This window comes from Devosia sp. XGJD_8, from assembly GCF_046614475.1.
In the GTDB taxonomy this organism is placed as follows: Bacteria; Pseudomonadota; Alphaproteobacteria; order Rhizobiales; family Devosiaceae; genus Devosia.
Window position 1 is genome coordinate 734,374 of the sequence record NZ_JBKJHF010000001.1, and the last position, 21,375, is coordinate 755,748.

Genomic DNA, 21,375 nt, shown 5'->3' on the forward strand with positions numbered 1-21,375 from the left:
CAGCCCCGATCAACGGGAGAGCTGGGTCTCGTACTCTTCCTGCACGGCTTCCAGGAGCCCGGCAGCGGTCTGCTGGCCGCCAACCATCTTCTGCAGTTCCGGCGTCCAGCCGGCGGCAAAGATAGCGCCCGTGGCATTGGCGATGAAGTCCATCGCGCCATTGTCCTCGGCCAGCGTCTGGCCGGCAGCCAGCGACGCCTCGGTCACCGAGCCAGGGGTAACGGCCGGCATGGCCAGGTCGGTCGGGCCGCCCGGGTTTGAGCCACCCACGGCGACGTTGATCTTGCGGGCCTCTTCATTGGTCGCGACCCAATCGAGGAAAAAGGCGGCGCAGTCGGCATTGGCCGCCTTGGCGGAAATGCCGAAGGTCAGCGGCGCGGACATGGTGGCATGGCGGCCGCCATCCTCTTCGCTCGGCATGATGAAGAAGCCGAACTTGTCGGCGGCAATGGTATCGAGATTGCCCGATTCCCAGTCGCCGTTGAACATGAACAGGCCCTCACCGCCAATGAAGCGGCTCATCATCTGGAAATACTCGATCGCATTGGCGTCGGACGGGAAGTAGCCCGCCTTGATCCAGCCATCGAGATGTTCGGCGGCTTCCAGGTTTTCCGGCGTGTTGATGGTGGCGCCGTCCTTCTGGAAGATCCAGTCATTGATCGGCTCGGGTGCGCCATAGGCGCCCATCAGGTTCTGCAGGGGGAAGGCAAGGCCAGCGGTGCCCTTGTTCCACTGCATGATCGGCTGGATGCCCGCTTCCTTGGCCTTGGCCAACAGGGCGTCGAGTTCGGCCAGGGTCTTCGGCGGCTCGGTCATGCCGAGCTGGGCGGCCAGTTCCTTGTTATAGAACACGCCGGTCATCGAATAGTTGAGGCCCATGGCATAGAGCGAGCCGGTGCCGCGCGGGCGGCCGCCTTCTTCCACACGCAGCTGCACCAGCTGGCCGGCGGGAAACTTGTCCCAGCCGAATTCGGTGAAGTAGCTGTCGAGGTTGAGCAGCAGGTCATTTGCCACCAGGTCCGTCAGTGACGGCAGGCGAACCAGGTCCGGCGCATTGTCTTCCGACAGGATGCGCGGGGAATTCTCCATCATGTTGGCGAACTGGTCTTCCCGAATATCGAATGTGACATTGGGGAACTGCTTGGTGAACTCTTCGGCCAGCCGGCTTGGCAGCGGAAAGCCGGTTTCGAAATAGGAATTGAGGACCACCGGGTCGGTACCGCAGCTTGGCGCGGCGAGAGCCGTGCCCGCAATGGCCGCGGTGGTGGACAGGGTCAGCGCGATACGAAGTGCACGGCGAGAATGGGTTCTCACGAAAACCTCCTCCAGGTCAGATCTGCAGCGGATGTTTCCGCCTGCTAAATGGATTTAGCGCATGGACGCCAAGAGCTGTCAATATCTCCCGCATCCGCCTGCGCGGCGATTATACCAGCGGCCGCAGCGCGTCGAGAATCTGCGTGGCACGCTGGTCTTCCGGTCCCATCATCCAGTTGGTGACGAAGCCGAAACCGATCCGGCGCTCGGGATCGGCAAAGCCAACCTGCCCCCCCGCGCCGTCATGTCCGAAATTGCCCTCGGCGAGATAGCGCCGCGCCGCGGAATCAAGCTGGAAGCCATAGCCCCAGCGGGAATAGGGGGGGGCGCCGCCGAATACCGAAACGCCCTGGCTCTGCGTGCGCGTGGCCCGCGCAATGACCCCGTCATCGATGAGCCTGACGCCACGGGTCGGAGTGACCGTGGCAGACCATATGGTCGCCAGCGCCTCGGCCGTGGCAATGCCTCCGGCGCCGGGAATTTCGGCCGCGCGAATGCGCTGCTTGTTGAAGCCCTCATCTGCTGAGACGAGGTCTGCGGGCAGGGCCGTACCCAGGGTCATGGCCTTGTAGGGCCAGTTGGGAGCGGGCTTGGCCGCCTCCTCTGCCCAAAGGGCTGACAAAGGGTCGCTGACCTGCAGGTGTGCTGCCTCGTCAGCCCGATCGGCAGGCAGGCCGATCCAGGCATTGACGCCCAGGGGATCGGCAATGAGACCGCGGAAATAGCTGCCGACCGACTGGCCTGTCACCCGGCGTATGATTTCGCCAACTACCCAGCCATGGGTGAGGGCGTGGTAGGCATAGCCTGTTCCCAGCGGCCAGAGCGGTTCCTGCTCGGCCAATGCTGTCACGACGCGGTCCCAGTCAACGATATCGTCCTCGGTCAGATCGGCGCGCGGTGCCGACAGCCCGGCCTGATGGGCCAATGCCTGACCGACCGTGACCTGGCCCTTTCCGGCAGCGGCGAACTCGGGCCAGTAGCCGGCGACCGGCGCGTCATAGTCAAGGCGGCCTTCCTGGACCAGGCGGGCTGCCATGATCGAGACAAGACCCTTGGTGCAGGAGAAGACTACTGACGGTGTCTGCTCGGTCCAGGGGCGACCGGTGCGCGCATCGGCGACGCCGGCCCAGAGGTTGATCACGCTCTCCCCATCCTTGACCACGTGGAGCCCCGCGCCCATGGCCGGATGACCTTCGAAGGCCTGCTCGAAGGCCTGGACGACCGGCTCGAAGCCAGGGGCAACCGTTCCGTTCATGGCAATGCTCATTGTCCCGCCTCCAGGGCCAGATAGCCGTCCTCGCCGGTCACCACGCGCATGGGGTCGCTGATGCCGCCCATGAACACGCCGGCATTGCTGACATTGTTGAATGCCAGCAGATACGGCGCGCCATCCCGGTCGGAGGCAATGCGGCCGGCATAGAGGCGTTCATCCACCAGCAACCTGGCCTGCCGGAAATCGACCGGGCCAGGCATGTCTCCCACCGGCAGGCTCCATACGCCGCCAACCTGTCCGTTCCGCGTGCCTGTCAACTTGGCTGTATCGCAGCAGAAGACGAGGTGGTTGCGGCCATCGACCTTGACCACCTGGAACACTTCGAGATGGGCAAAGCCCGAACCCGTCTCGCTCAGGGGCGCGCCTGCCGTCCATTCCTTCAGGTCGGGGGAGGTTGCATGGGCCATGACGCCGCGATCGGGCTCGGTGCCATCCTTGCCGCGGGCCGTAATCAGCATGTGCCAGAGCTGGTCGGCCTGCTTCCAGAACACCCAGGGATCGCGCCACGCCTCTTCGGGCCACGACGATGTGCCCAGCGTCTCGTACCATTGCGGATCGGCAACGCAGATCGGTCCCGGCTGCTTGGTCCAGGTGAACAGATCGGCCGATATTGCGACACCGATGGTTTCGATATTGGCGGCCGTGTCGGGGGACAGGAACCGCGACCCCGTATAGAACATGCGCCACAGGCCATTGCGGTCACGGACAACACTGCCGGTCCAGGTCGCCGAGCCGTCGAAGCTGCCGGACGCGCCGGCGTCGAAGGCAAGTCCGTGGTCGGTCCACTCGCGCAGGTCAGTGGATGTGGCATGTCCAATGCGGGCATTGCGGTGCCGCAGATCTGGATTGCCAAGGGATTTGGGCGCATGCAGGTAGAACAGGTGGTGACGTTCGCCATCGTCTGCCAGCCAAAAATCCCAGACCCAGTGCTCAGGTAGGTTGAAACCCATCCACATCCCCTGCTAAAACCATTTAGCAAATGCCGCTCTGCTCGCCGGTTGTCAAGCGGTCGCCGCGTGGCTATCCAGAATTGATGCTGGCGTCAGCAGGGACGGGACGAGGGGGCAGCAACGCTTGCAGAAGAAGCGCGTAACATTGGCCGATGTGGCCCGCCTTGCGGGTCTATCAACCACGGCTGCGTCCATGATCCTGACAGGCCGTCCGGACACGCGCCTTTCTGCCGATGCCCATGCCAAGGTTCACGCAGCAGCGGCCAGCCTGGGCTATCGGCCCAATGTCGCGGCCCGTTCCCTGCGGACTGACAAGTCCCGCTCGATCGCCTTCATCTCCGACTATGTGGCAACGACCCGCTTCGCCAGCGGGCTGATCCGGGGCGCTCTTGCTGCGGCCGAGGAAGCCAAGCATGTCATGCTGGTGCTGGAAACGGGCGGGGAACCGGCGCGCGAGATCGAGGCCGTGGAGGCCGCTCTCGACCGCCAGGTCGACGGGTTGATCTTCGCGGCGATGCGCGCCCGCGAGGTCTTTGTTCCCGACATCGCCATTTCAATTCCGGTCGTCATGCTCAACGGCACCAGTGCACGCTTTCCTGTCTCCGTCCTGCCGGACGAGTATGAAGGCGGGCGTGAAGCCGTGCGGCTGCTGGCAGAAGCGGGGAACACGGAAGACGTCGTGCTTCTCGGGCACAATGCCGAGGAAGAAGCGGGCCTGTTTCGCTCCGAGAGCATCTCGCGCCGCTTTGCCGGCATACGCGACGAGATGGCCGCCCGCGGGCTGGCATTCATCGCCGAGCTCAGCTGCTGGAACTGGGAGCCGGATCAGGGCTACGAACTGACCCGCGCCCTTCTGAAAAGGCAGAAGCCCGGCGCCATTCTGTGCCTCAACGACCGGCTGGCCTTTGGTGCCTACCAGGCCCTGGCCGAGGCCGCGCTTGCCATTCCAGACGATGTCGCCCTGGTGTCATTCGACAATGACGAATTGGCGTCCTACCTGCGGCCCGGCCTGACGACGATAGCGCTGCCGCACGAGGCGATGGGACGCGCAGCCGTGCAACGCCTGCTGGATCCGCAAGCGACTACCGGCACCATGCTGCCCATGCCGACAGTTCTGCGTGGCTCCATCCGCAGGGCCGGAATTGCCGACTGACCCGCTGACCGGCAGCTGGCCCTGAAGGCTTCTGTGAAGCAGCTTGGGGCGAGCAGCGCCATCGTTCACCGATTTTTTGGTTGCCAGCGGGGCTAAAGTAATCGACGGTCCGCTATCGCAAGTGCTTGGAGGGCAGGTTCTGGGGCAGAATCCAGCGCGTCCGACCATTGTTCTGTTCGATCTGGACGGAACTCTGGTCCATCACACGAATCCTCGAGTGCTCCAGATGCTGGAGTTCCTGGATGATCTTTCGCACGGCAGCGGGCGACTGGCTGCGCGCTTTCGCCTGATGCGGCGAAGCCAGTTGGCGACACGGCAGAATTCATCTTCGCTCGTCGTCCATCGGACCATGCACAGACTGCGCCGCAAATCGGTCGAGGCCATGCTGCAGCCCTGCGAGGCTATGCGATCCGTGCTCGACCTGCTTCGCGCCAACGGCATCCCCATGGGCATGGTGAGCAATGGCCTGGGCAAGGGCTATGGGCAGGACGTGCTGGATGCGTTCGACCTGCGGCAGTACTTCTCGACCTGCATCTTTCGGGAGGACGTCCGGCAGGGCAAGCCATCTGCCGAGCCAATCCTTGCGGCGCTCGGTTCGATCGGCCGCCCGATAACCCGCTCGGATGTGGTCTGGTATGTCGGCGACCAGCGCAAGGATATTACCTCGGCGCTCGTCGCCGCCGGTCAGAGCGGGCACGCCATCCTGCCCATCGGACTAGGCGCTAGAGCGGCGATCGCCTCGGCAGACAATCGCGTCTCCATTCGGCAGGTCATGTGGTCGGCGGCCGATTTGATCAAGCTGGTCGAGTCTACTTTCCTGGTTGACGAGCCGACAGGTCCGTCCCTGCCATTCGCCTATCCGGCAGCGAGTTGAGGCGTGGCGCAGGCCGCCCGCGCTTAAAGCAGATAGTGGATGTGGGGCCTGCCATGATGGGGTGACGGCTCGACCCGCGCCGCGACACGGAACACCTCTCGCAGCAGTTTCTCGGTCAGGACCTCCACGGGCGTGCCATAGGCCACTATGCGGCCCTGTTGCATGACGACGACGTGGTCGCAGAACATGGCGGCGTGGTTGAGGTCATGCATGGCGACGATGCTGGTGAGCGAGAGCGCCGAAACCAGACGCAGCAGCTCGATCTGGTGCTGGATATCGAGATGGTTGGTCGGCTCGTCGAGCAGCATCTCAACAGGCGTCTGCGCCAGGGCCCGGGCGATGTGGACGCGCTGGCGCTCACCGCCCGACAGGCTCTGCCAATATTGATCCCGCCGCTCGGTCATCCCGACACGTCCGAGGGCTGCATCGACGGCCTCGTCGTCGGCACGGTTCCAGCCGCCGAATGGCGGCAGGTGCGGGATGCGGCCCAGCTTGACCACATCGCGTACCTTCACGTTGGACTCGGTCGAGGAATGTTGCTCCACCAGCGCGACACGCCGGGCCATGGCACTCCGCTTGATCTGCCGCAGATCGATACCGTCGAGCGTCACCCGGCCGGCATGGGCGCGGCGCAGGCCCGCCAGGAGGCGCAAGAGCGATGACTTGCCCGATCCATTGGGGCCGAGCAGGCCGAGCATCTTGCCCGGCTCCGCCTTGAGCGAGACATTGTCGACAATGACCGTGCTGCCGACTTTCCAGGTGAGGTTTTCTGCCGCGATGGTCATTGGGCGCGCTGCGTCCGGTAGAGGATGATGGAGAAGAACGGCACGCCGACCAGCGCCGTCACCACGCCGATGGGCAGCACCTGCTGCGGCAGGACCACGCGCGAGACGATATCGGCCAGCACCATGAATATGCCGCCGGCAACCACGCAGGTGGGCAGCAGCCGGGCATGTGACGGGCCGACAATGAAGCGTGCGGCATGGGGCACGACGAGGCCGACAAATCCGATCGAGCCGACGATGGAAACGATGGTGGCCGTCATCAAGGCCGTCACGCCAAACAGGATGAGGCGGACCACGCCTACGGGAATGCCCAGCGAAGCGGCGGCATCATCGCCAAAGGCGAAGGCATCGAGCGCCCGCGCAAAATAGAAGCAGACGCCGAAGCCGATCAGGACGACGACAAGCACCAGCTGGAATTCAGGCCAGCGCACGCCGCCAAAGCTGCCGAGCAGCCAGAACATGACATCGCGCGCCTGCTGGGCATTGGCCGAGGTGCTGACGATATAGGAGGTGAGCGCATTGAAGAGCTGGGAGGCGGCAACCCCGGCCAGAATGGTCTTGCCCGCACCGCCGCGGGCGCCATTGGACAGCAGGGCGACAAAGGCAAAGGATGCGAAAGCCCCGACAAAGGCGCCGGCCGAGATCGTGATCGAACCGGCGCCAAGCCCCAGGACGATGATGCTGACCGCGCCTGTCGAGGCGCCGGCTGACACGCCCAGCACATAGGGTTCGGCCAGGGCATTGCGGAGCAGCGACTGCAGGATCGCGCCGCAGAGCGCGAGACCGGCGCCACAACAGGCAGCAACAAGCGAGCGGCTCAGCCGGTAGTCCCAGATGACGCTTTGGTGGATCGGATCGACGGCCACGGCCGACCAGCCCAGCCGATTGGTGACGGCAAAAAAGGTCGTATCGAGTGGAATGGCCATTTCGCCAATGCCCGTGCCGGCGCCGATGGCGAGCAGAAGCAGGATGGCCGAAAGCAAAAGGAACAGGCCGAGGCCGGCCTGTTCCCCAAAATGTCGTTGCAGTCCCGTCACTTGAAGAGACCGAGCGCTTCCAGCTGGTCGGCAACCTGCTCGGCGCCATAGATGGTGCGGATGGTCGGGTTCATGGCCTGGCCATCCATGATGACGATGCGGCCGTTCCTGACCGCCTCGAGCTGGCTGACGGCCGGGTCAGTCTTGAGGAATTCGATCTTGGCTTCGGGCTTGTCGAGTTCCCAGCGATTGCGGTCGAGATCGGCGATGACGATGACGCCGGGATTGGTGGCAATGATGCCTTCCCAGCTCACCGTCGGCCATTCCACCTCGGTCTGCATCACATTGTGGCCGCCCAGCAGGTCCGCGATGAAGCCGGAGGCGCCGTTCTTGCCGCCGAGATAGGCGTCGTCGGCAGGCGAGGGGCTCGAGAACCAGAAGACAAAGGACAGGTCCTGGCTCTCGCCGCCGACGCGCTCCCGCAACGCCGCCTCGCGCGCCTTGAACTCGGCAATCACCTGCTGGCCCCGATCGGCCACGTCGAAGATCTGCGAAAGCTCGTCGATCTCCTGGTAGAGCAGGTCCATGTTCCACAGGCTGGCGCGCGCGCCATGCACGTCGCCAGCATCGTGACTGGTGGCACAGACGCCGGGGGAGACATAGCTGGGAATGCCCAGATTGGCGAAGTCCTCGCGCTTGGCGATCTTGCTCTCCGGTCCCAGCAGGTTGAGCAACTGGGCGGCGACGAAATCGGGGCGCTCGGCGAGAATGGCCTCGAGGCTCGGCGATTCCACGGTCAGCAGCTTGACCTGTTCATTGGCCGCGGCGAGCTCGGGCAGAACCTGGCTCGGCCAGAATGCGGTGCCCGCCATACGGCCTTCAAGGCCCAGCAGCAGCATGATCTCGGCACTGTTCTGACCCAGGGCGATCGCGCGCTCAGGTGCCTTCTCGAAGGTGACGTCGACGCCGCAATTGTTGAGGGTCAGGGGGTATGTGGTGGGGGCTGCGCCGGCCGGAAGGGCCGACAGGGCAACGGCGATCATGAGGCCCGAAAGAGCGCATATGGACCTTGCGACATGCATGAATGGAGTTCCTGGGCGTTGAAGAATGGCGGACGGGTCGTGCTCTACCCGTTGCACTTCAAACAAACAAGACAGCCCTTATCATATTTTTGGGGTCGCCGTCGACCATCAGGCGCCTCGCACAGCGACCCGCCGGTGCGCTCTCGATGCAGGCTGATCGAACGCGGTCGCCATGCCGTGAAAACGCCCACAGTTTCCCTGCGGATCAAGAGTCTACCCTGGATAAGCTATTGAGATGAAACATCTATCTCCACCTATCACGGTTGGTTGTAACACTCCCAAGTCGCCCGCCAGTGTGCCAAAATCCAGTTTCCTCAGGGCGGCGCCCACGGCGCGCGCCACTTGCCCACGCGGCACGGCCGCCGCGCCGGCAACAGGTATGCCGGCGTACCAGGCGGCAGTTCCGGCCGCGTTATGAGCAAGTGCCAGACCAGGGCAAGCCGGAGTTCGAGGCCGGCTCCACTGACATCTGCGGGACACGGCATGGCACGCCGCGTTCAGCAAGGAGAGGGCCCCAGTGTGAAGCGGCGTCCAGTCTATAGCGGTTCAACCACGGTGCGGCCAAAGACGGACGCACAGCCGGCCGCGGTCGGCTGGCCGCTTGCCCCGGTTGTGGCAGCGGCAGCGGCTGTGCCGTCCCTGCGGGAGCGTTGGCATGCGCTCTACGGCAGCCACCAGGGCAAGATGCTGGTCGCCGCATCCGTAGCCATCACCCTGACACTGGTTGGGCTCTTTCAGCTCTTCAGTGCGCCCGCCCAGAACCTGACCCAGTTCGAGATCAACGAAGCTGTCAATTTCGCCCTCGATGAGCGTGGGCGCCCCCCTTCGGTTGCATCCCTTGCCTATGCCGCGGTCATTCCGTCGGTCGTGCGGGTTAGCGGTTATGACCCCGAGGCCAAAACGCCCGATTCCGCTCCTGGTGATGGCCAACCTCCGGCCGTCGAACTGCCCGAATCCGGTGCGCTCGAAGAAGATTTTCATGAACGGTTCACGGCGGTGGGTACCGGCGTCGTCATCGATGACAGTGGCACCATTCTCACCAACCTGCATGTGGCGCGCGCGGCGCGGAAGCTGCGGGTGCAGTTCTTCGACGGCACCGAAGCCGATGCGGTGATCGTGGGTGCCAGGCCCGATCTCGATCTGGCCATCATCCGGCCAAGCATCCTGCCCGATGACCTGCTGCCGGCAACACTTGGCGCCAGCGGCAGCCTGCGACCGGGCGACGAGGTGGTGGCCGTCGGCTTTCCCTTCGGTATCGGTCCCTCGGCGTCGGCCGGCGTCGTCTCCGGCCTGCTCCGCGTGCTGGAGCGCGAGGGCGAGGCCACCATGCGCAATCTCATCCAGTTCGATGCCGCCGCCAATCCCGGCAATTCCGGCGGTCCGCTGGTCAATGCAGACGGCGAGGTCGTGGGCATCGTCACCGCCATTCTCAATCCTTCCGGTCTCCGCACCTTCGCCGGCATCGCCTTTGCCGTGACGATGGAGGAAGCCGGCGGCGCCGTCGAAGAGTCTCCCCTCTAGCCCCAGCAGAATGGAACAGGATCATGGCCGACCCATCAGACGCCCCCGCCGTCGCCTCGCTCATGGAGCAGGTGCTCTATGAGGTGAAGAAGGTGGTCGTCGGGCAGGACCATTTCCTTGAACGGGTCCTGATCGCGCTGCTGGCCAAGGGCCACCTGCTGGTTGAAGGCGTGCCAGGCCTGGCCAAGACGCTGACCGTCAATACGCTGGCCCATGCCGTACAGGGGTCGTTCAAGCGCATCCAGTTCACGCCCGACCTGGTCCCGTCCGACCTGGTGGGCACACGCATCTACAACCAGAAGACCGGCGAATTCACCACGGCCCTGGGGCCAGTCTTCTGCAACCTGCTGCTGGCTGACGAGATCAACCGCGCACCCGCAAAAGTGCAAAGCGCGCTGCTCGAGGTGATGCAGGAACGCCAGGTCACCATTGCCGGGGAAAGCCATCGCGTGCCCGACCCGTTCGTGGTGATGGCGACCCAGAACCCGATCGAAACCGAGGGCACCTATCCGCTTCCGGAGGCGCAGGTCGATCGCTTCATGATGAAGGTGCTGGTCGGCTACCCATCCGAGGAGGAAGAGTTCGTCATCGTCTCGCGCGTTACCGGCGTAATGCAGGCTGTGGCGCGGGTGGCAACGACCGAGCAGCTTGTCAGTCTCCAGGCGCGGTCGCGCGAGCTCTATGTCGATCCCACGCTGATCCAGTTTGCCGTGCGCCTGGTCGCCGCCACGCGCAATCCAGACCTGGTCGGCCTGAAAGACCTGCCGCGCCTGATCACCTATGGCGCGAGCCCGCGTGCCAGCATCAACATGATCGAGGCCGGGCGCGCTCTGGCGTTCCTGCGCGGACGTGACTACGTGCTGCCGCAGGACGTGATCGATGTCGCTCCCGACGTCATGCGCCACCGCATCTCGCTATCCTACGAAGCCCTCTCGGAATCTCTCGGAGCCGACCACATCATCAGCCAGATCCTCCGCGCCGTCCCGGCACCGGAACAACCCCTGCAAGCCCATGTCCGCGTCGCCACGGCAGGCTGAGGCGCTGCTGCGGCGGCTGGAATGGACGGTGGTCCGCCGACTGGACGGCCTCCTGCAAGGGGATTACCGCACCCTGTTCCGCGGCAGCGGGCTCGATTTTGCCGACCTGCGCGAATACCAGGCCCATGACGATGTGCGTCATATCGACTGGAACGTCACCGCGCGCACCCAGGTGCCCCATGTGCGCATCTACAACGAAGATCGGGATGTCACCGCCTGGTTCCTGCTCGATCTCAGCCCTTCGGTGGATTTCGGCTCCGGGGAAAAGGACAAGCGGCAGGTCCTGACCGAGTTTGTCGGCGTGATGTCGCGCCTCTTCACCCATCATGGCAACAAGGTCGGGGCCATCCTCTTCGATGGCGTCGATGAGCACCGCATTCCCGCACGTGGCGGTCGCCGCCATGTGATGCATGTCATGGATAAGATCCTCGCCCATCCGCGGCGCCTGCGGGCGCCCTCGACAGACCTCGGCTCATTCTTCCGGCACGCCGGCGCAGCACTCAAGCGACGTTCGGTAGTTTTTGTCGTGTCCGATTTCGTGTCGCAGCCGGGCTGGCAAGGTCCGCTATCGATGTTGAGCCGGCGGCATGAGACGGTCGCCGTGCGCTTGGTCGATCCGCTCGAACTGGCGCTGCCCGATATCGGACTGCTGGCCTTCGAGGACGCTGAAACGGGTGATCAGGTCTTTGTCGACACCACCGACGCAGGCTTCCGGCAGCGCTTTGCATCCCTCGCCGGGCAATGGAGGGAAGAGGTCATCGGGGAGTTTTCTCAGGCCGGGGTCGACGCGCTGGAACTGTCCACCGACGACGACCTGCTCGACGCCATCCTGCGGTTTTCCGGCATGCGCAAGGCGAGCGCGGGCGGCACCTCTCCGGGAGTACCAGCATGACCTTTCTATGGATCGAGATGCTCTGGCTGCTGCTGATCCTGCCTGCACTGGTGCTGGCCTATCTGTGGATGCAGCGGCGGAGGAAGCGCCTGTCGCTGCGCTATGCCAACCTGCCGCTGGTCCGTCAGGCTCTCGGCCGGGGCATCGGCTGGCGTCGACACCTGCCGCCGGCCTTGCTGCTGCTGGCCATTGGCGTCCTCATCGCCGCCGTTGCCCGGCCCGCAGCTGTCATCACCCTGGCAAGCTCCCGCGCGACGGTCATCCTGGCGATGGATGTTTCAGGCTCCATGCGGGCAGGCGATGTCGCGCCGTCACGCATCGTTGCGGCACAGGAGGCCGCCAAGACCTTTATCGCCCAGCAACCCGCCGACGTCGAAATTGGCATCGTAGCCTTCGCTTCGGCGGCCATGCTGATGCAGGCGCCAACCCTGGACCGAGAGCTTCTGACCGCCGCGATCAACGGTTTCGACCTGCGCCGGGGCACGGCCGTGGGCGCCGGCGTCCTCACCGCGCTGGCCACCATCTTTCCCGACGAGACCTTCGATCTTGGCGACAATGCTGATCCCCGCGATCAGCTCGGGGCGCGCAGCCGTGCTGGCGCGCTGAGCCCGCAAGGTCGCTCCCTTGATGACCCCGGGCCGGAGGCCTCCACCCATGTGCCGGTCGAGCCGGGTTCCTACCAGAGCGCCGTGGTCATCCTGCTGACCGATGGCGCGACGACCACCGGTCCCGATCCGGTGGCCGCAGGCCGCCTCGCGGCCGATTATGGCGTGCGGGTCTATACCGTCGGCTTCGGCTCGACCTCTGGCGACGTGGTGGATTTCGGTGGCCGCTCCATGCGGGCCATGCTTGACGCCACGACCCTCCAGACCATCGCTGATACAACCGATGCAGAATATTTCGAGGCGCAGTCGTCGGAGGCTTTGGCGGAGGTCTATTCATCGCTCTCCACGCGGCTTGTCGCGGAGAAAAAGCTTACCGAAATTGCCTTCATCTTTGCCGGCCTTGGGGCGCTGCTCGCCCTGCTGGCGGCCGGGTTGTCCGTGCTCTGGCTCGGTCGCATCGCGTGATGCCGGAGGTCGGTCATGACTTTGCCTTCATTGCCGCGTCATTTTGACGCGGAAAGTGCGTTTTTGCGACACATCCCTGAACGGGAAATGAAGAGGAGGATGTCATGGGCCTGAAGACAGTTTCGCTGGTAATCTGCAGCCTTGCCGCGCTCGGCGCCGGCCTTGCCATCGCGCAGGACGCCGCGGCGCCGATGAGCGCTGAGGAGGCCTACGCGGCACGCGTTGAATTGATGAAATCCAATGGTGCGACCATGCGCGGCGCCGCCGAGCTGACCGGTGAACCCGCCATCGCAGCCATGACCACCATGGTCTCCAATTTCCAGACCATCCCCAGCCTGTTTCCCGAAGGCTCGATTGTCGACAAGAGCCGCGCACTGCCCGCCATCTGGGAAGACTTCGAGGCCTTCACCGCGATTGCCGAGAGCGGCGCCGCCGCCGCCCAGACCGCGCTCGATGCCGCAACGGCCGGGGACAATGCGGCCTATATGGCTGCCGTCGAACAGATCGGCCAGGCATGCGGGACCTGCCACCAGACCTACCGTGGTGAATGACGTAACCAAGACGCCTCCCAAGCAAAAGGGCGGCCGGTGTGCCGCCCTTTTTCATGCGCTAGTCGGCAGCCTCGCGCGCCGCTTCCACGAGCCGGCGGTGGGCGCGATAGACGCTTAATTGCTGGTCGACCAGCACGCCGATCAGGATCACCGTGCCCATCACCGCGAAATTGAGCGAGGAGGGGATGCCGAGCAGGTTGACTAGGTTCTGCAGGATCTGCAGCAGGATGGCGCCCAGCACCACGCCGATGATCGACCCCTCGCCGCCGCGCAGGGAAAAGCCGCCCAGCACGGCCGCCGCAATGGCGTAGAGCTCATAGAAATTGGCTTGCGAGGATGGCGAAACCGATCGTGTATACATGGCAAAGAACACGGCCGAGAGCGCGGTCAGCGCCGCGCAGATCACATAGGCGGCCCCGATGACCAGATCGGTCCTTATGCCCGAAAACCGTGCTGCTTCCTCATTCTTGCCCACCGCGAACAGATAGCGGCCGAAGACCGAGCGGTGCAGGACCACCCAGGCCACGACGGCCACCACGATCAGCACCAGGATCGAGGTGGGCACGCCATAGACACGGGCGGTGAAGAAATCGAGCCCTGGATAGGTGCTGCCAAAGGGAAAGCCGGCGGTCGCGTCGCCGGTATAGCCGCGCGCCACCCCGCGATAGATCAAGAGGCCACACAGCGTCACCACGAATGGCGGCATCTTGAGCCGGGTGATCAGCACGGCATGGGCCAGCCCCAGCAGGATGCCCAGAAGGAGCACGATCAGCAGGGCGATCGGCCAGGGCACGCCCTTGTTGCCCACAAGATCGACAAAGAGCACGCCCAGCAGCGCAATCATCGAGCCGGACGACAGATCGATGCCGCCGGTGATGATGACAAAGCCCTGCGCGATGGAAAACAGGCCGAACAGGCCGATCAGGTTGGCCGTGTTGGAGATATTGTTGGGCGACAGGAACAGCGGATTGCGCAGGTAGACGCCCGCCGCCACCACCAGGATCAATACCAGAAGGCCAAGGTCCTTCTTGCTCATGGCAGCGGCCTCCGCGTGCCAAAAGCCTCGCCCACGGCCAGCAGCAGTACGTTTTCTTCACTGAATTGATGGCGCTCCAGCATGCCGGAAATCCCTCCCTCGTGCATCACGGCTATCCGGTCGGAGACGCCGATCACTTCTTCCATGTCGCTTGAGATCATCAGCACGGCGACCCCGGAATCGGCCAAAGCCCGCATCAGGCGGTAGATCTCTGACTTGGCGCCGATATCGATGCCGCGCGTCGGCTCATCGAAAATGATGACGCGTGGCGCCATGGCGAGCCATTTGGCCAGCACGACCTTCTGCTGGTTGCCGCCCGACAGCGAGCCCGTGCGGGTAGCGACGGTCGGTGCCTTGATCGCCAGTTCGGTTCGGCTCTGCTCGGCGCGGCGCCCTTCGCGCTCCGCCGACACCAGTGTGCCAACGGCGTAGGCAGCCAGATTGGGCAGGCTGATATTCTGGGCTACCGACAGGTCGAGCAGGATGCCGCTGCCCTTGCGGTCCTCGGGTACGAGGAAGATGCCGTGCCTGACCGCGTCATTGGCCCCCGAAATGCGGATGGGTTCGCCGTCGCGTACCAGCGTGCCGCCATAGATCGGGTCGATGCCGAACAGCGCGCGGGCCAGCTCGGTACGGCCCGAACCCACCAGCCCCGCCAGCCCCAGGATCTCGCCAGCATGCAGGTCGAGACTGACCGCACGCTGCGGATAGGCCGCCGTGCGCAGGTCCCGTGCCGCCAGCACGATCGGCCCACGCTCGGCCTTGGGCGGGGCATAGGCGACCTTGAGCTGGCGCCCGATCATCAGTTTGACCAGTCGATCGTGGCTGATCTCACTCCTGGCCAGCTTGCCGACCAGCCGCCCGTCGCGCAGCACCACCACGCGATCGCAGGCGCGCTCGATTTCCCCAAGCCGGTGCGACACGAAGATCACGGCTATGCCCTGGGCCCGCAACCGGTCGATGACGGCCAGCAGCCGGTCCGTCTCGGCAATGGGAAGGCTGGAGGTCGGTTCATCCAGGATCACCAGCCGCGCATCCTGCGACAGGGCCTTGGCGATCTCCACAAGTTGCTGCTGCGCCAGCGACAGCCTCGAAACCGGCGTATCCGGCGAGAAATTGGCGCCGAGCTGGTCGAGCAGCGGCTGCACGGCTGCGCGCTGCCGCGCGGTATCGACCAGGTTGAGCAGGCCGAAGCGGCGCGGTTCGCGGCCGATAAACACATTGGCTGCCACATCGAGATTGTCGAACAGATTGAGTTCCTGATGCACGAAGGCGATGCCGGCACGCAGCGAACCGCCCACCGTCAGCGCCGCATAGGGCCGGCCATCCACTTCGATACTGCCGCTATCGGGTGCGGTGATGCCGCCCAGTATCTTCATCAGCGTCGACTTGCCGGCGCCGTTTTCACCAACCAGGCCGATGACTTCGCCCGGCCGCACCTCAAGGTCGAGCCCGTCGAGGGCCAGCACGCCGGGATAGGATTTGCGCACCTTGCTGAGCCGCAGGAATGGCTCGGCCGCATGGGCAGCAGCCGGGGCAGGGGCGCCGGTAGCAGGATGGCTCAGGGTCATGGACAGGTCCGAGGCTAATGACGCGGCGGCGCGGCACCAAGGCCACGCCGCCGGTGGTTCGATGGACGGCTCAGCCGCCGATCTTGGCCTTGAGGTCCGCCTCGAACGCATCGACATTCTCGGCATTCACCACCTTGGTCGGCACGATGATGATGCCGTCCTCCGGCACGCCGGACTTGTCGCCTTCCAGATAGGCCGCCATCAGCTTCATGCCCTGGTAGCCCCACTCATAGGGCTGCTGCACCACGGTCGCGGCAAAGCTTCCCTCGCGCACCGCGCCAAGCGTGACGGGGTCCTCGTCGAAGGCAACCACGGTGATCTGGCCGAGCTTGCCGGCCGCCTGCAGCGCCTCATAGATCTTGGGCGGGTTATAGGAATAGAACCCCACCATGCAGGTGATATCCGGATTGGCGACGAGCACATCATCGACATTGGTGCGGGCCCGGGCAAAGTCCACGTCGTCGCCACGGACGTCGACCAGCTCGATATTGTGGCCTTCAATGGCCTGCTTGAAGCCCGCAATGCGCTCCTTGGCGTTGTCGGCGCCCAGGAAGCCCACAAAGCCCATGCATTTGCCGCCATCGGGCAGGGCCTTGACCATCTCTTCGCCAGCCTGCACGCCGGCCAGCGTGTTGGACGATCCCAGATAGGCGATCCGGTCGCTCTGCGGCGCATCGCTGTCGGTGGTGAACAGGGGCACCTGGGCGGCGATGCGGTTGAACGCATCGATCGAATTGGCCGGATCGGCCGACGAGATCATGATCGCGTCGGTGCCGCCAGCGACGAGGTCGTCCATCAGCGCATTCTGCAGCGCTGCGGTGCCTTGTGCCGGGTAGCGGAACTGCACCTCGTAATTGGGCAGCTCTTCCTGGGCCTTGTTGACCCCCGCCTCGGCCAGTTTCCAGAAGTCCGATGCGGCATTCACCACAAAGGCGAGCTGCTGCTTGTCCTGGGCCTGCGCGGCAACGCCCAGCGTCAAACCAGCTGCCAGTACGGCAGCAAAAGTCATAGTCCGTCTCATAGTCCGTCCTCCCTCGCCGTGCGGTCTGCACAGCCTTGCTCACGATCAGCATTCAACCCGGCCTTTTCTGCAGCCACCTCCTCCCGGTGACTGCGAGCCTGGTCAAAATCGATGATATGCCAATTTATAAATATTAGTAAATAGGAAGCCTGATTTCAGGTCTCCTGTTATTCCCCGATATCCTTGTTGCGCAGCCGGTCAAAGGCGACCGCCAGCACAATGAATCCGCCCACAAAGGTGCCCTGCCAGAACGTGCTGATGCCCAGAAGGGTGAGGCTGTTGCGGATGATCTCGATGAGTGCCGCGCCCACGATCGCGCCGAGCGCCGTGCCGCTGCCGCCGGCCAGGTTGGCGCCGCCGATCACGGTGGCCGCGATCACCGTCAGCTCCATGCCGGTGCCGAGACCTGTGGTGACCGATCCCAGCCAGCCCGCTTCGAGAAAACCGGTAATGCCGGCGCAGAACGAGGCGAACATGTAGACCGAGACCTTGACGGCCTTGACCGGCACACCAGTCAGGATCGCGGCGCGTTCGTTGCCGCCAATGGCGTAGAGGTAGCGGCCCCAGCGCATCCAGCGCAGCATGAAGGCCGTCACCATGCCCAGCGCAATCATGACCAGCACCGGGTTTGGAATGGGTAGTCCGAGCAGGTTCACCGAGCCGCCGCCAATGGCGAACAGGATCGCTTGGTCCGGGCCGAACTCATAGATCAGCGCATTGTTGGACATCACCATGCCGATGCTGCGCGCAATCGACATCATGCCTAATGTCACCACAAAGGGCGGCATGCCCGCCAGGGCAATCAGTGAGCCGTTGATGGCGCCGACCAGCAGCGAGGCGCCAATCGCGGCCGGAAAGGCGAGCGTTATGGGAAATCCGGCATGCATGATGACAGTCGTCGTCATGGCCGAGATGAGCACCGTCGACCCCACCGACAGGTCGATCCCGCCGGTGATGATCACGGCCGTCATGCCGATCGCGACAATGGCGACAAAGGCGAAGTTCCGGGTGACGTTGAAGAGGTTGTTGGGCGTGGCAAAGGTCTTGGTCATCAGCGACATGGCGATGACCGCCAGCACCGCGGCGAGCAGGACCCAGAAGATTTGCCGGCTGACCAGCCAGGACAGGAAGCTGGTATGGGTCTGCTGATCGATGGCCTTCTGCAGGGAGATATCGGCACTCATGGGCGGGTCCTCTACGCGCGCTCGATGGCGCCGGTGATCAGCCCGGTCACCTCTTGCGGCGAGCTGTCGGCGACGCGCTTGTCGGCCACCATCTGGCCGCGACGCAGCACCAAAAGCCGGTCGCAGACCGCGAAGATGTCGGGGATGCGGTGGCTGATGAGGATGACCGCCATGCCCTGCTCGCGCAGGCGGCGGATCAGGTTGAGCACCTCCGCCACCTGCCGCACACTGATGGCGGCGGTCGGCTCGTCCATCAGCACGATACGCGGATTGGACAGGCGGGTGCGGGCGATGGCGACAGCCTGCCGCTGGCCGCCTGACATGCGCCGCACCAGATCGCGTGGGCGCGTCTCCGATTTCAGCTCGGCGAACAGTTCGGCAGAGCGCCGATACATTGCCTGGTAGTCGAGAATTTCCGGAACCAGGAACTGCCACCACTTGCGGCGCCTGTACCAGGGGAGTTCCGCATGGGCCGGAGTCTTGGCGACCGAAGTCAGTTCGCGCCCCAGGAAGATATTGGCCGCTGCCGTCAGATTGTCGGCCAGTGCCAGGTCCTGATAGACGATCTCGATCCCCTTGGAACGCGCATCCTTGGGGCCGTGCAGTTCGACGACCTGACCGTTGAGGCGGATCTGGCCTTCGCTGGGATGGAAGTTGCCGGCGATGATCTTGACCAGCGTGGTCTTGCCCGCGCCATTGTCGCCGACCAGCCCCACAACCTCGCCGGCCCCCAGCGTCAGCGAGATGTCGGTCAGCGCGGTGATCGCACCATAGTGTTTGGAAATGCCCTCAAGTTCCAGAACCGCCATGCGGCGCGCCTCCTCGTGATCGCTGCAGGTTTGCCTGCATTCTATTAGTAATCAATATATTGGCAGTCGGGCCGGGCATCGTCAATGCCCGGCATTGGAGGGCGTCAGGCTGAAAGGCCGGGAAATCTTGCATTCCGTCAGCACTGCTGACGCTTTCGCCGGCCTCTGGGTCCGGCTTTTCCACGTTGACGGCGCACGATTTCGCTAATTAGTATTAGTTGGTGGAGGGGCGATATGCTTTTGCTTGTTACCGGGGCAACCGGGAAGGTCGGCCAGGTCCTGCTGCAACGCATTCTGGCGGAGCCGCGCTGGGCGGCGGCCCGTATTCGCGCCCTTTGTCACAACCGGTCGCTCGCGCCCCACGAACGGGTGGAGAGCGTCAAGGGCTCGATCGCCGACCGCGCCACAGTCGAGGCGGCCATGGCCGGGGTGACCCACGTCATCCACATGGCCACGGTCAAGGAGGACCCCCAGCAGGCGATGGACGTTTCGGTCAAGGGCATGTTCTGGCTCCTCGAGGCGTTTCGAACCAGCGCGACGGCCGAGCAGTTCATGCTGATCGGGGGCGACTGCACGGTCGGCCACATCTCGGTCGCCTATGATGCGCCGATCACGGAGGCCTCGCCCCGGCGGCCCTATCCGGGTGTCTATGCCCTGTCCAAGGTGCTCGAGGAGGTGATGCTCGAGCAGTATTACATCCAGTACGGCATCAACGGCTGCTGTCTGCGCGCGCCCTGGATCATGGAAAAGGACGACTTCCGCCATGTGCTGAGCTTTGGCGATGACCAGTTCGGCGGGCCGGCCTGGAGCGATGTGATACCGGCCGACCAGCAGGCCGCCCATGCGCGGGAAGGCAAGATTCCGCTGCTGCTTGACGCCACGGGCCAGCCGCTGAAGCGCAGCTTCATCCACGTCACCGATCTAGTCGAGGCCATGCTGGCGGCGCTGGGCAATCCGGCCGCGCATCAGCAATTGTTCAACATCGCGATGAACCGGCCGCTCGATTATGGCCTCGTCGCCGCCCACCTGGCGCGCAGCCGCGGCCTGCAGAGCGTGCGGATCGAAACGCCTTTCCATTCCAACTGGCTCGACAACAGCAAGGCGCGTCACGCGCTGCACTGGGAGCCAGCCTACGACGCCATAGGTCTTGTTGATGCAGCCTACGCCTACCAAAGGGCCGCGGATGATCCGCGCAAGGTCTGGTACGTCGGCTGAACCAACCGGGGTCCGATAACGGACAAAGTCACATAGGGAGGACACTATGAAGAAGACTATGCTTGCCTTGGCCGGACTTGCCATCGTTGGGGCGCTTTCCGGCAGCGCCTATGCCCAGGACAAGAAGATCCTGGCCGTCGTGGTGAAGGGGTTGGACAACCCGTTCTTCACGGTCATGGGGCAGGGCTGTGCCGACTGGAACGCAGCCAACCCCGATAGCGAATATGAATGCCTCTATACCGGGCCGGCCCTGAGCTCGGATGAGGCTGGCGAAGTCCAGATCGTGCAGGATCTGATCAGCCGCGGCGTGGCCGGCATTGCCATCTCGCCGTCCAATGCTCCGGCCATGGCCAATATGCTGCGCAGCGCGGCGCCGGCCATGCCGATCATCACCGTGGATGCCGATCTGCTGCCGGCCGATGCGGACCTGCGCAAGACCTACTTCGGCACCAACAACTACGACATGGGTGTCGGCATGGCCAATGAGCTGATGAAGCTCAAGCCGGAAGGGGGCACGGTCTGCCTGCAGCTGGGCAATGTGGCTGCGGCCAATATCAACGAACGCGCCGCCGGCTTCCGCGACACCATTGCCGGCAGCAAGGGCATCGAGCGCCTTGCCGATACCAATGGCTGGACGGAAATCGATGGCTGCCCGGTCTTCACCAATGACGACATTCCGACGGCCAATCAGCAGATGGCTGACGTCTTCACCGCCAATCCGGACCTGACGGCCTTCATTCTGGTGGGCGGCTGGGCGCAGTTCGGCCCGCAGGCCTATGCGCAGAATACCGACCAGGTCATGGATCGTCTCAAGAGCAAGGACCTCATCATCATTGCCGGCGACACCCTGCCGCCGCAGGTTCAGGCCTTCAACGAAGGCCGGAGCCATTTCCAGATCGGACAGCGGCCCTACCAGATGGGCAATGAGGCGCCCGACATCCTGATCGAACTGATCGATGGCGGCACGGTGGAGGATCCCAAGTTCACCGGTCTCGACCTGTGCACGCTGGAAGATCCGGGCATCTGCGCTCCCTGATTTCCTCCCGCGACAGGTGGACGC

Annotated in this window: 20 protein-coding genes; 9 read left to right on the forward strand and 11 right to left on the reverse strand. The window is 64.2% G+C overall.

Annotated features, from left to right (window positions below):
* Positions 1 to 9 precede the first annotated feature (9 nt).
* The 3 genes from ACLI1C_RS03390 to ACLI1C_RS03400 all read right to left on the reverse strand — a co-directional run bounded on the left by ACLI1C_RS03390 (position 10) and on the right by ACLI1C_RS03400 (position 3,537).
* Positions 10 to 1,314 carry an ABC transporter substrate-binding protein gene (locus tag ACLI1C_RS03390; protein WP_411395445.1) on the reverse strand — a complete coding sequence of 435 codons (1,305 nt, stop codon included), beginning with the start codon at positions 1,312 to 1,314 and terminating at the stop codon, positions 10 to 12.
* Between the two features lie 109 nt (positions 1,315 to 1,423).
* Positions 1,424 to 2,581: a serine hydrolase domain-containing protein gene (locus tag ACLI1C_RS03395; RefSeq protein WP_411395446.1), complete on the reverse strand. Its 1,158-nt coding sequence runs from the start codon at positions 2,579 to 2,581 to the stop codon at positions 1,424 to 1,426.
* A complete protein-coding gene (locus tag ACLI1C_RS03400) occupies positions 2,578 to 3,537 on the reverse strand; it encodes a hypothetical protein (protein ID WP_411395448.1) in 960 nt (319 codons plus the stop codon). Before ACLI1C_RS03400 ends, ACLI1C_RS03395 begins: the two co-directional genes overlap by 4 nt.
* 154 nt (positions 3,538 to 3,691) lie before the next feature.
* Between ACLI1C_RS03400 and ACLI1C_RS03405 the strand changes: the two genes are divergently transcribed.
* Together ACLI1C_RS03405 and ACLI1C_RS03410 are read left to right on the forward strand one after the other, a co-directional pair.
* The gene (locus ACLI1C_RS03405) at positions 3,692 to 4,690 is read left to right on the forward strand and encodes a LacI family DNA-binding transcriptional regulator (protein ID WP_411398203.1); all 999 of its coding nucleotides are present in this window, start codon (positions 3,692 to 3,694) and stop codon (positions 4,688 to 4,690) included.
* A 43-nt stretch (positions 4,691 to 4,733) separates the two neighbouring features.
* Positions 4,734 to 5,564, forward strand: a complete 831-nt coding sequence (locus tag ACLI1C_RS03410) for an HAD family hydrolase (protein ID WP_411395449.1) — start codon at positions 4,734 to 4,736, stop codon at positions 5,562 to 5,564.
* Between the two features lie 23 nt (positions 5,565 to 5,587).
* On the opposite strand, the gene ACLI1C_RS03415 is transcribed toward ACLI1C_RS03410, so the two are convergent.
* From ACLI1C_RS03415 to ACLI1C_RS03425, 3 genes are read right to left on the reverse strand one after another with little or no spacing between them, the layout of a single operon-like run.
* Positions 5,588 to 6,349: an ABC transporter ATP-binding protein gene (locus ACLI1C_RS03415; protein ID WP_411395450.1), complete on the reverse strand. Its 762-nt coding sequence runs from the start codon at positions 6,347 to 6,349 to the stop codon at positions 5,588 to 5,590.
* Entirely contained in the window at positions 6,346 to 7,386 is a 1,041-nt protein-coding gene (locus ACLI1C_RS03420) for a FecCD family ABC transporter permease (RefSeq protein WP_411395451.1), read from the reverse strand. Before ACLI1C_RS03420 ends, ACLI1C_RS03415 begins: the two co-directional genes overlap by 4 nt.
* Positions 7,383 to 8,408, reverse strand: a complete 1,026-nt coding sequence (locus ACLI1C_RS03425) for an ABC transporter substrate-binding protein (RefSeq protein WP_411395452.1) — start codon at positions 8,406 to 8,408, stop codon at positions 7,383 to 7,385. The genes ACLI1C_RS03420 and ACLI1C_RS03425 overlap by 4 nt, the downstream gene beginning before the upstream one ends.
* 519 nt (positions 8,409 to 8,927) lie before the next feature.
* On the opposite strand from ACLI1C_RS03425, the gene ACLI1C_RS03430 reads away from it, so the two are divergent.
* From ACLI1C_RS03430 to ACLI1C_RS03450, 5 genes are all read left to right on the forward strand, one after another.
* Positions 8,928 to 9,929, forward strand: a complete 1,002-nt coding sequence (locus tag ACLI1C_RS03430; RefSeq protein WP_411395453.1) for a S1C family serine protease — start codon at positions 8,928 to 8,930, stop codon at positions 9,927 to 9,929.
* Between the two features lie 62 nt (positions 9,930 to 9,991).
* Entirely contained in the window at positions 9,992 to 10,966 is a 975-nt protein-coding gene (locus tag ACLI1C_RS03435; RefSeq protein WP_411398204.1) for an AAA family ATPase, read from the forward strand.
* Positions 10,941 to 11,858 carry a DUF58 domain-containing protein gene (locus ACLI1C_RS03440; protein ID WP_411395454.1) on the forward strand — a complete coding sequence of 306 codons (918 nt, stop codon included), beginning with the start codon at positions 10,941 to 10,943 and terminating at the stop codon, positions 11,856 to 11,858. Before ACLI1C_RS03435 ends, ACLI1C_RS03440 begins: the two co-directional genes overlap by 26 nt.
* Entirely contained in the window at positions 11,855 to 12,928 is a 1,074-nt protein-coding gene (locus tag ACLI1C_RS03445) for a VWA domain-containing protein (RefSeq protein WP_411395455.1), read from the forward strand. Before ACLI1C_RS03440 ends, ACLI1C_RS03445 begins: the two co-directional genes overlap by 4 nt.
* A 104-nt stretch (positions 12,929 to 13,032) precedes the next feature.
* Positions 13,033 to 13,479 carry a c-type cytochrome gene (locus tag ACLI1C_RS03450; protein ID WP_411395456.1) on the forward strand — a complete coding sequence of 149 codons (447 nt, stop codon included), beginning with the start codon at positions 13,033 to 13,035 and terminating at the stop codon, positions 13,477 to 13,479.
* 58 nt (positions 13,480 to 13,537) lie between these two features.
* Here the strand turns inward: ACLI1C_RS03450 and ACLI1C_RS03455 are convergent, their stop codons facing one another.
* From ACLI1C_RS03455 to ACLI1C_RS03475, 5 genes are all read right to left on the reverse strand, one after another.
* Positions 13,538 to 14,515, reverse strand: coding sequence for an ABC transporter permease (locus ACLI1C_RS03455; RefSeq protein WP_411395457.1), 978 nt, complete (start codon positions 14,513 to 14,515; stop codon positions 13,538 to 13,540).
* Positions 14,512 to 16,086, reverse strand: coding sequence for a sugar ABC transporter ATP-binding protein (locus tag ACLI1C_RS03460; protein ID WP_411395458.1), 1,575 nt, complete (start codon positions 16,084 to 16,086; stop codon positions 14,512 to 14,514). The genes ACLI1C_RS03455 and ACLI1C_RS03460 overlap by 4 nt, the downstream gene beginning before the upstream one ends.
* A gap of 70 nt (positions 16,087 to 16,156) precedes the next feature.
* The gene (locus tag ACLI1C_RS03465; RefSeq protein ID WP_411395459.1) at positions 16,157 to 17,107 is read right to left on the reverse strand and encodes a sugar-binding protein; all 951 of its coding nucleotides are present in this window, start codon (positions 17,105 to 17,107) and stop codon (positions 16,157 to 16,159) included.
* Positions 17,108 to 17,274: 167 nt separating this feature from the next.
* On the reverse strand, positions 17,275 to 18,291 hold the full coding sequence (locus ACLI1C_RS03470) for an ABC transporter permease (protein ID WP_411395460.1): 1,017 nt from the start codon (positions 18,289 to 18,291) through the stop codon (positions 17,275 to 17,277).
* An 11-nt stretch (positions 18,292 to 18,302) separates the two neighbouring features.
* Complete coding sequence (locus ACLI1C_RS03475; RefSeq protein WP_411395461.1) at positions 18,303 to 19,100, reverse strand: ATP-binding cassette domain-containing protein; 798 nt, start codon at positions 19,098 to 19,100, stop codon at positions 18,303 to 18,305.
* Between the two features lie 234 nt (positions 19,101 to 19,334).
* On the opposite strand from ACLI1C_RS03475, the gene ACLI1C_RS03480 reads away from it, so the two are divergent.
* A complete protein-coding gene (locus tag ACLI1C_RS03480) occupies positions 19,335 to 20,315 on the forward strand; it encodes an NAD-dependent epimerase/dehydratase family protein (RefSeq protein WP_411395462.1) in 981 nt (326 codons plus the stop codon).
* A gap of 46 nt (positions 20,316 to 20,361) precedes the next feature.
* Positions 20,362 to 21,351, forward strand: a complete 990-nt coding sequence (locus tag ACLI1C_RS03485) for a substrate-binding domain-containing protein (RefSeq protein ID WP_411395463.1) — start codon at positions 20,362 to 20,364, stop codon at positions 21,349 to 21,351.
* Positions 21,352 to 21,375: the final 24 nt, after the last annotated feature.

Coding starts and splice junctions, on each gene's coding strand:
- ACLI1C_RS03395 (WP_411395446.1), bottom strand. CDS start 2,581: ATGAGCATTGCCATGAACGGAACGGTTGCCCCTGGCTTCGAGCCGGTC.
- ACLI1C_RS03400 (WP_411395448.1), bottom strand. CDS start 3,537: ATGGGTTTCAACCTACCTGAGCACTGGGTCTGGGATTTTTGGCTGGCA.
- ACLI1C_RS03415 (WP_411395450.1), bottom strand. CDS start 6,349: ATGACCATCGCGGCAGAAAACCTCACCTGGAAAGTCGGCAGCACGGTC.
- ACLI1C_RS03425 (WP_411395452.1), bottom strand. CDS start 8,408: ATGCATGTCGCAAGGTCCATATGCGCTCTTTCGGGCCTCATGATCGCC.
- ACLI1C_RS03435 (WP_411398204.1), top strand. CDS start 9,992: ATGGAGCAGGTGCTCTATGAGGTGAAGAAGGTGGTCGTCGGGCAGGAC.
- ACLI1C_RS03440 (WP_411395454.1), top strand. CDS start 10,941: ATGTCCGCGTCGCCACGGCAGGCTGAGGCGCTGCTGCGGCGGCTGGAA.
- ACLI1C_RS03445 (WP_411395455.1), top strand. CDS start 11,855: ATGACCTTTCTATGGATCGAGATGCTCTGGCTGCTGCTGATCCTGCCT.
- ACLI1C_RS03450 (WP_411395456.1), top strand. CDS start 13,033: ATGGGCCTGAAGACAGTTTCGCTGGTAATCTGCAGCCTTGCCGCGCTC.
- ACLI1C_RS03455 (WP_411395457.1), bottom strand. CDS start 14,515: ATGAGCAAGAAGGACCTTGGCCTTCTGGTATTGATCCTGGTGGTGGCG.
- ACLI1C_RS03460 (WP_411395458.1), bottom strand. CDS start 16,086: ATGACCCTGAGCCATCCTGCTACCGGCGCCCCTGCCCCGGCTGCTGCC.
- ACLI1C_RS03465 (WP_411395459.1), bottom strand. CDS start 17,107: ATGAGACGGACTATGACTTTTGCTGCCGTACTGGCAGCTGGTTTGACG.
- ACLI1C_RS03470 (WP_411395460.1), bottom strand. CDS start 18,291: ATGAGTGCCGATATCTCCCTGCAGAAGGCCATCGATCAGCAGACCCAT.
- ACLI1C_RS03475 (WP_411395461.1), bottom strand. CDS start 19,100: ATGGCGGTTCTGGAACTTGAGGGCATTTCCAAACACTATGGTGCGATC.
- ACLI1C_RS03480 (WP_411395462.1), top strand. CDS start 19,335: ATGCTTTTGCTTGTTACCGGGGCAACCGGGAAGGTCGGCCAGGTCCTG.
- ACLI1C_RS03485 (WP_411395463.1), top strand. CDS start 20,362: ATGAAGAAGACTATGCTTGCCTTGGCCGGACTTGCCATCGTTGGGGCG.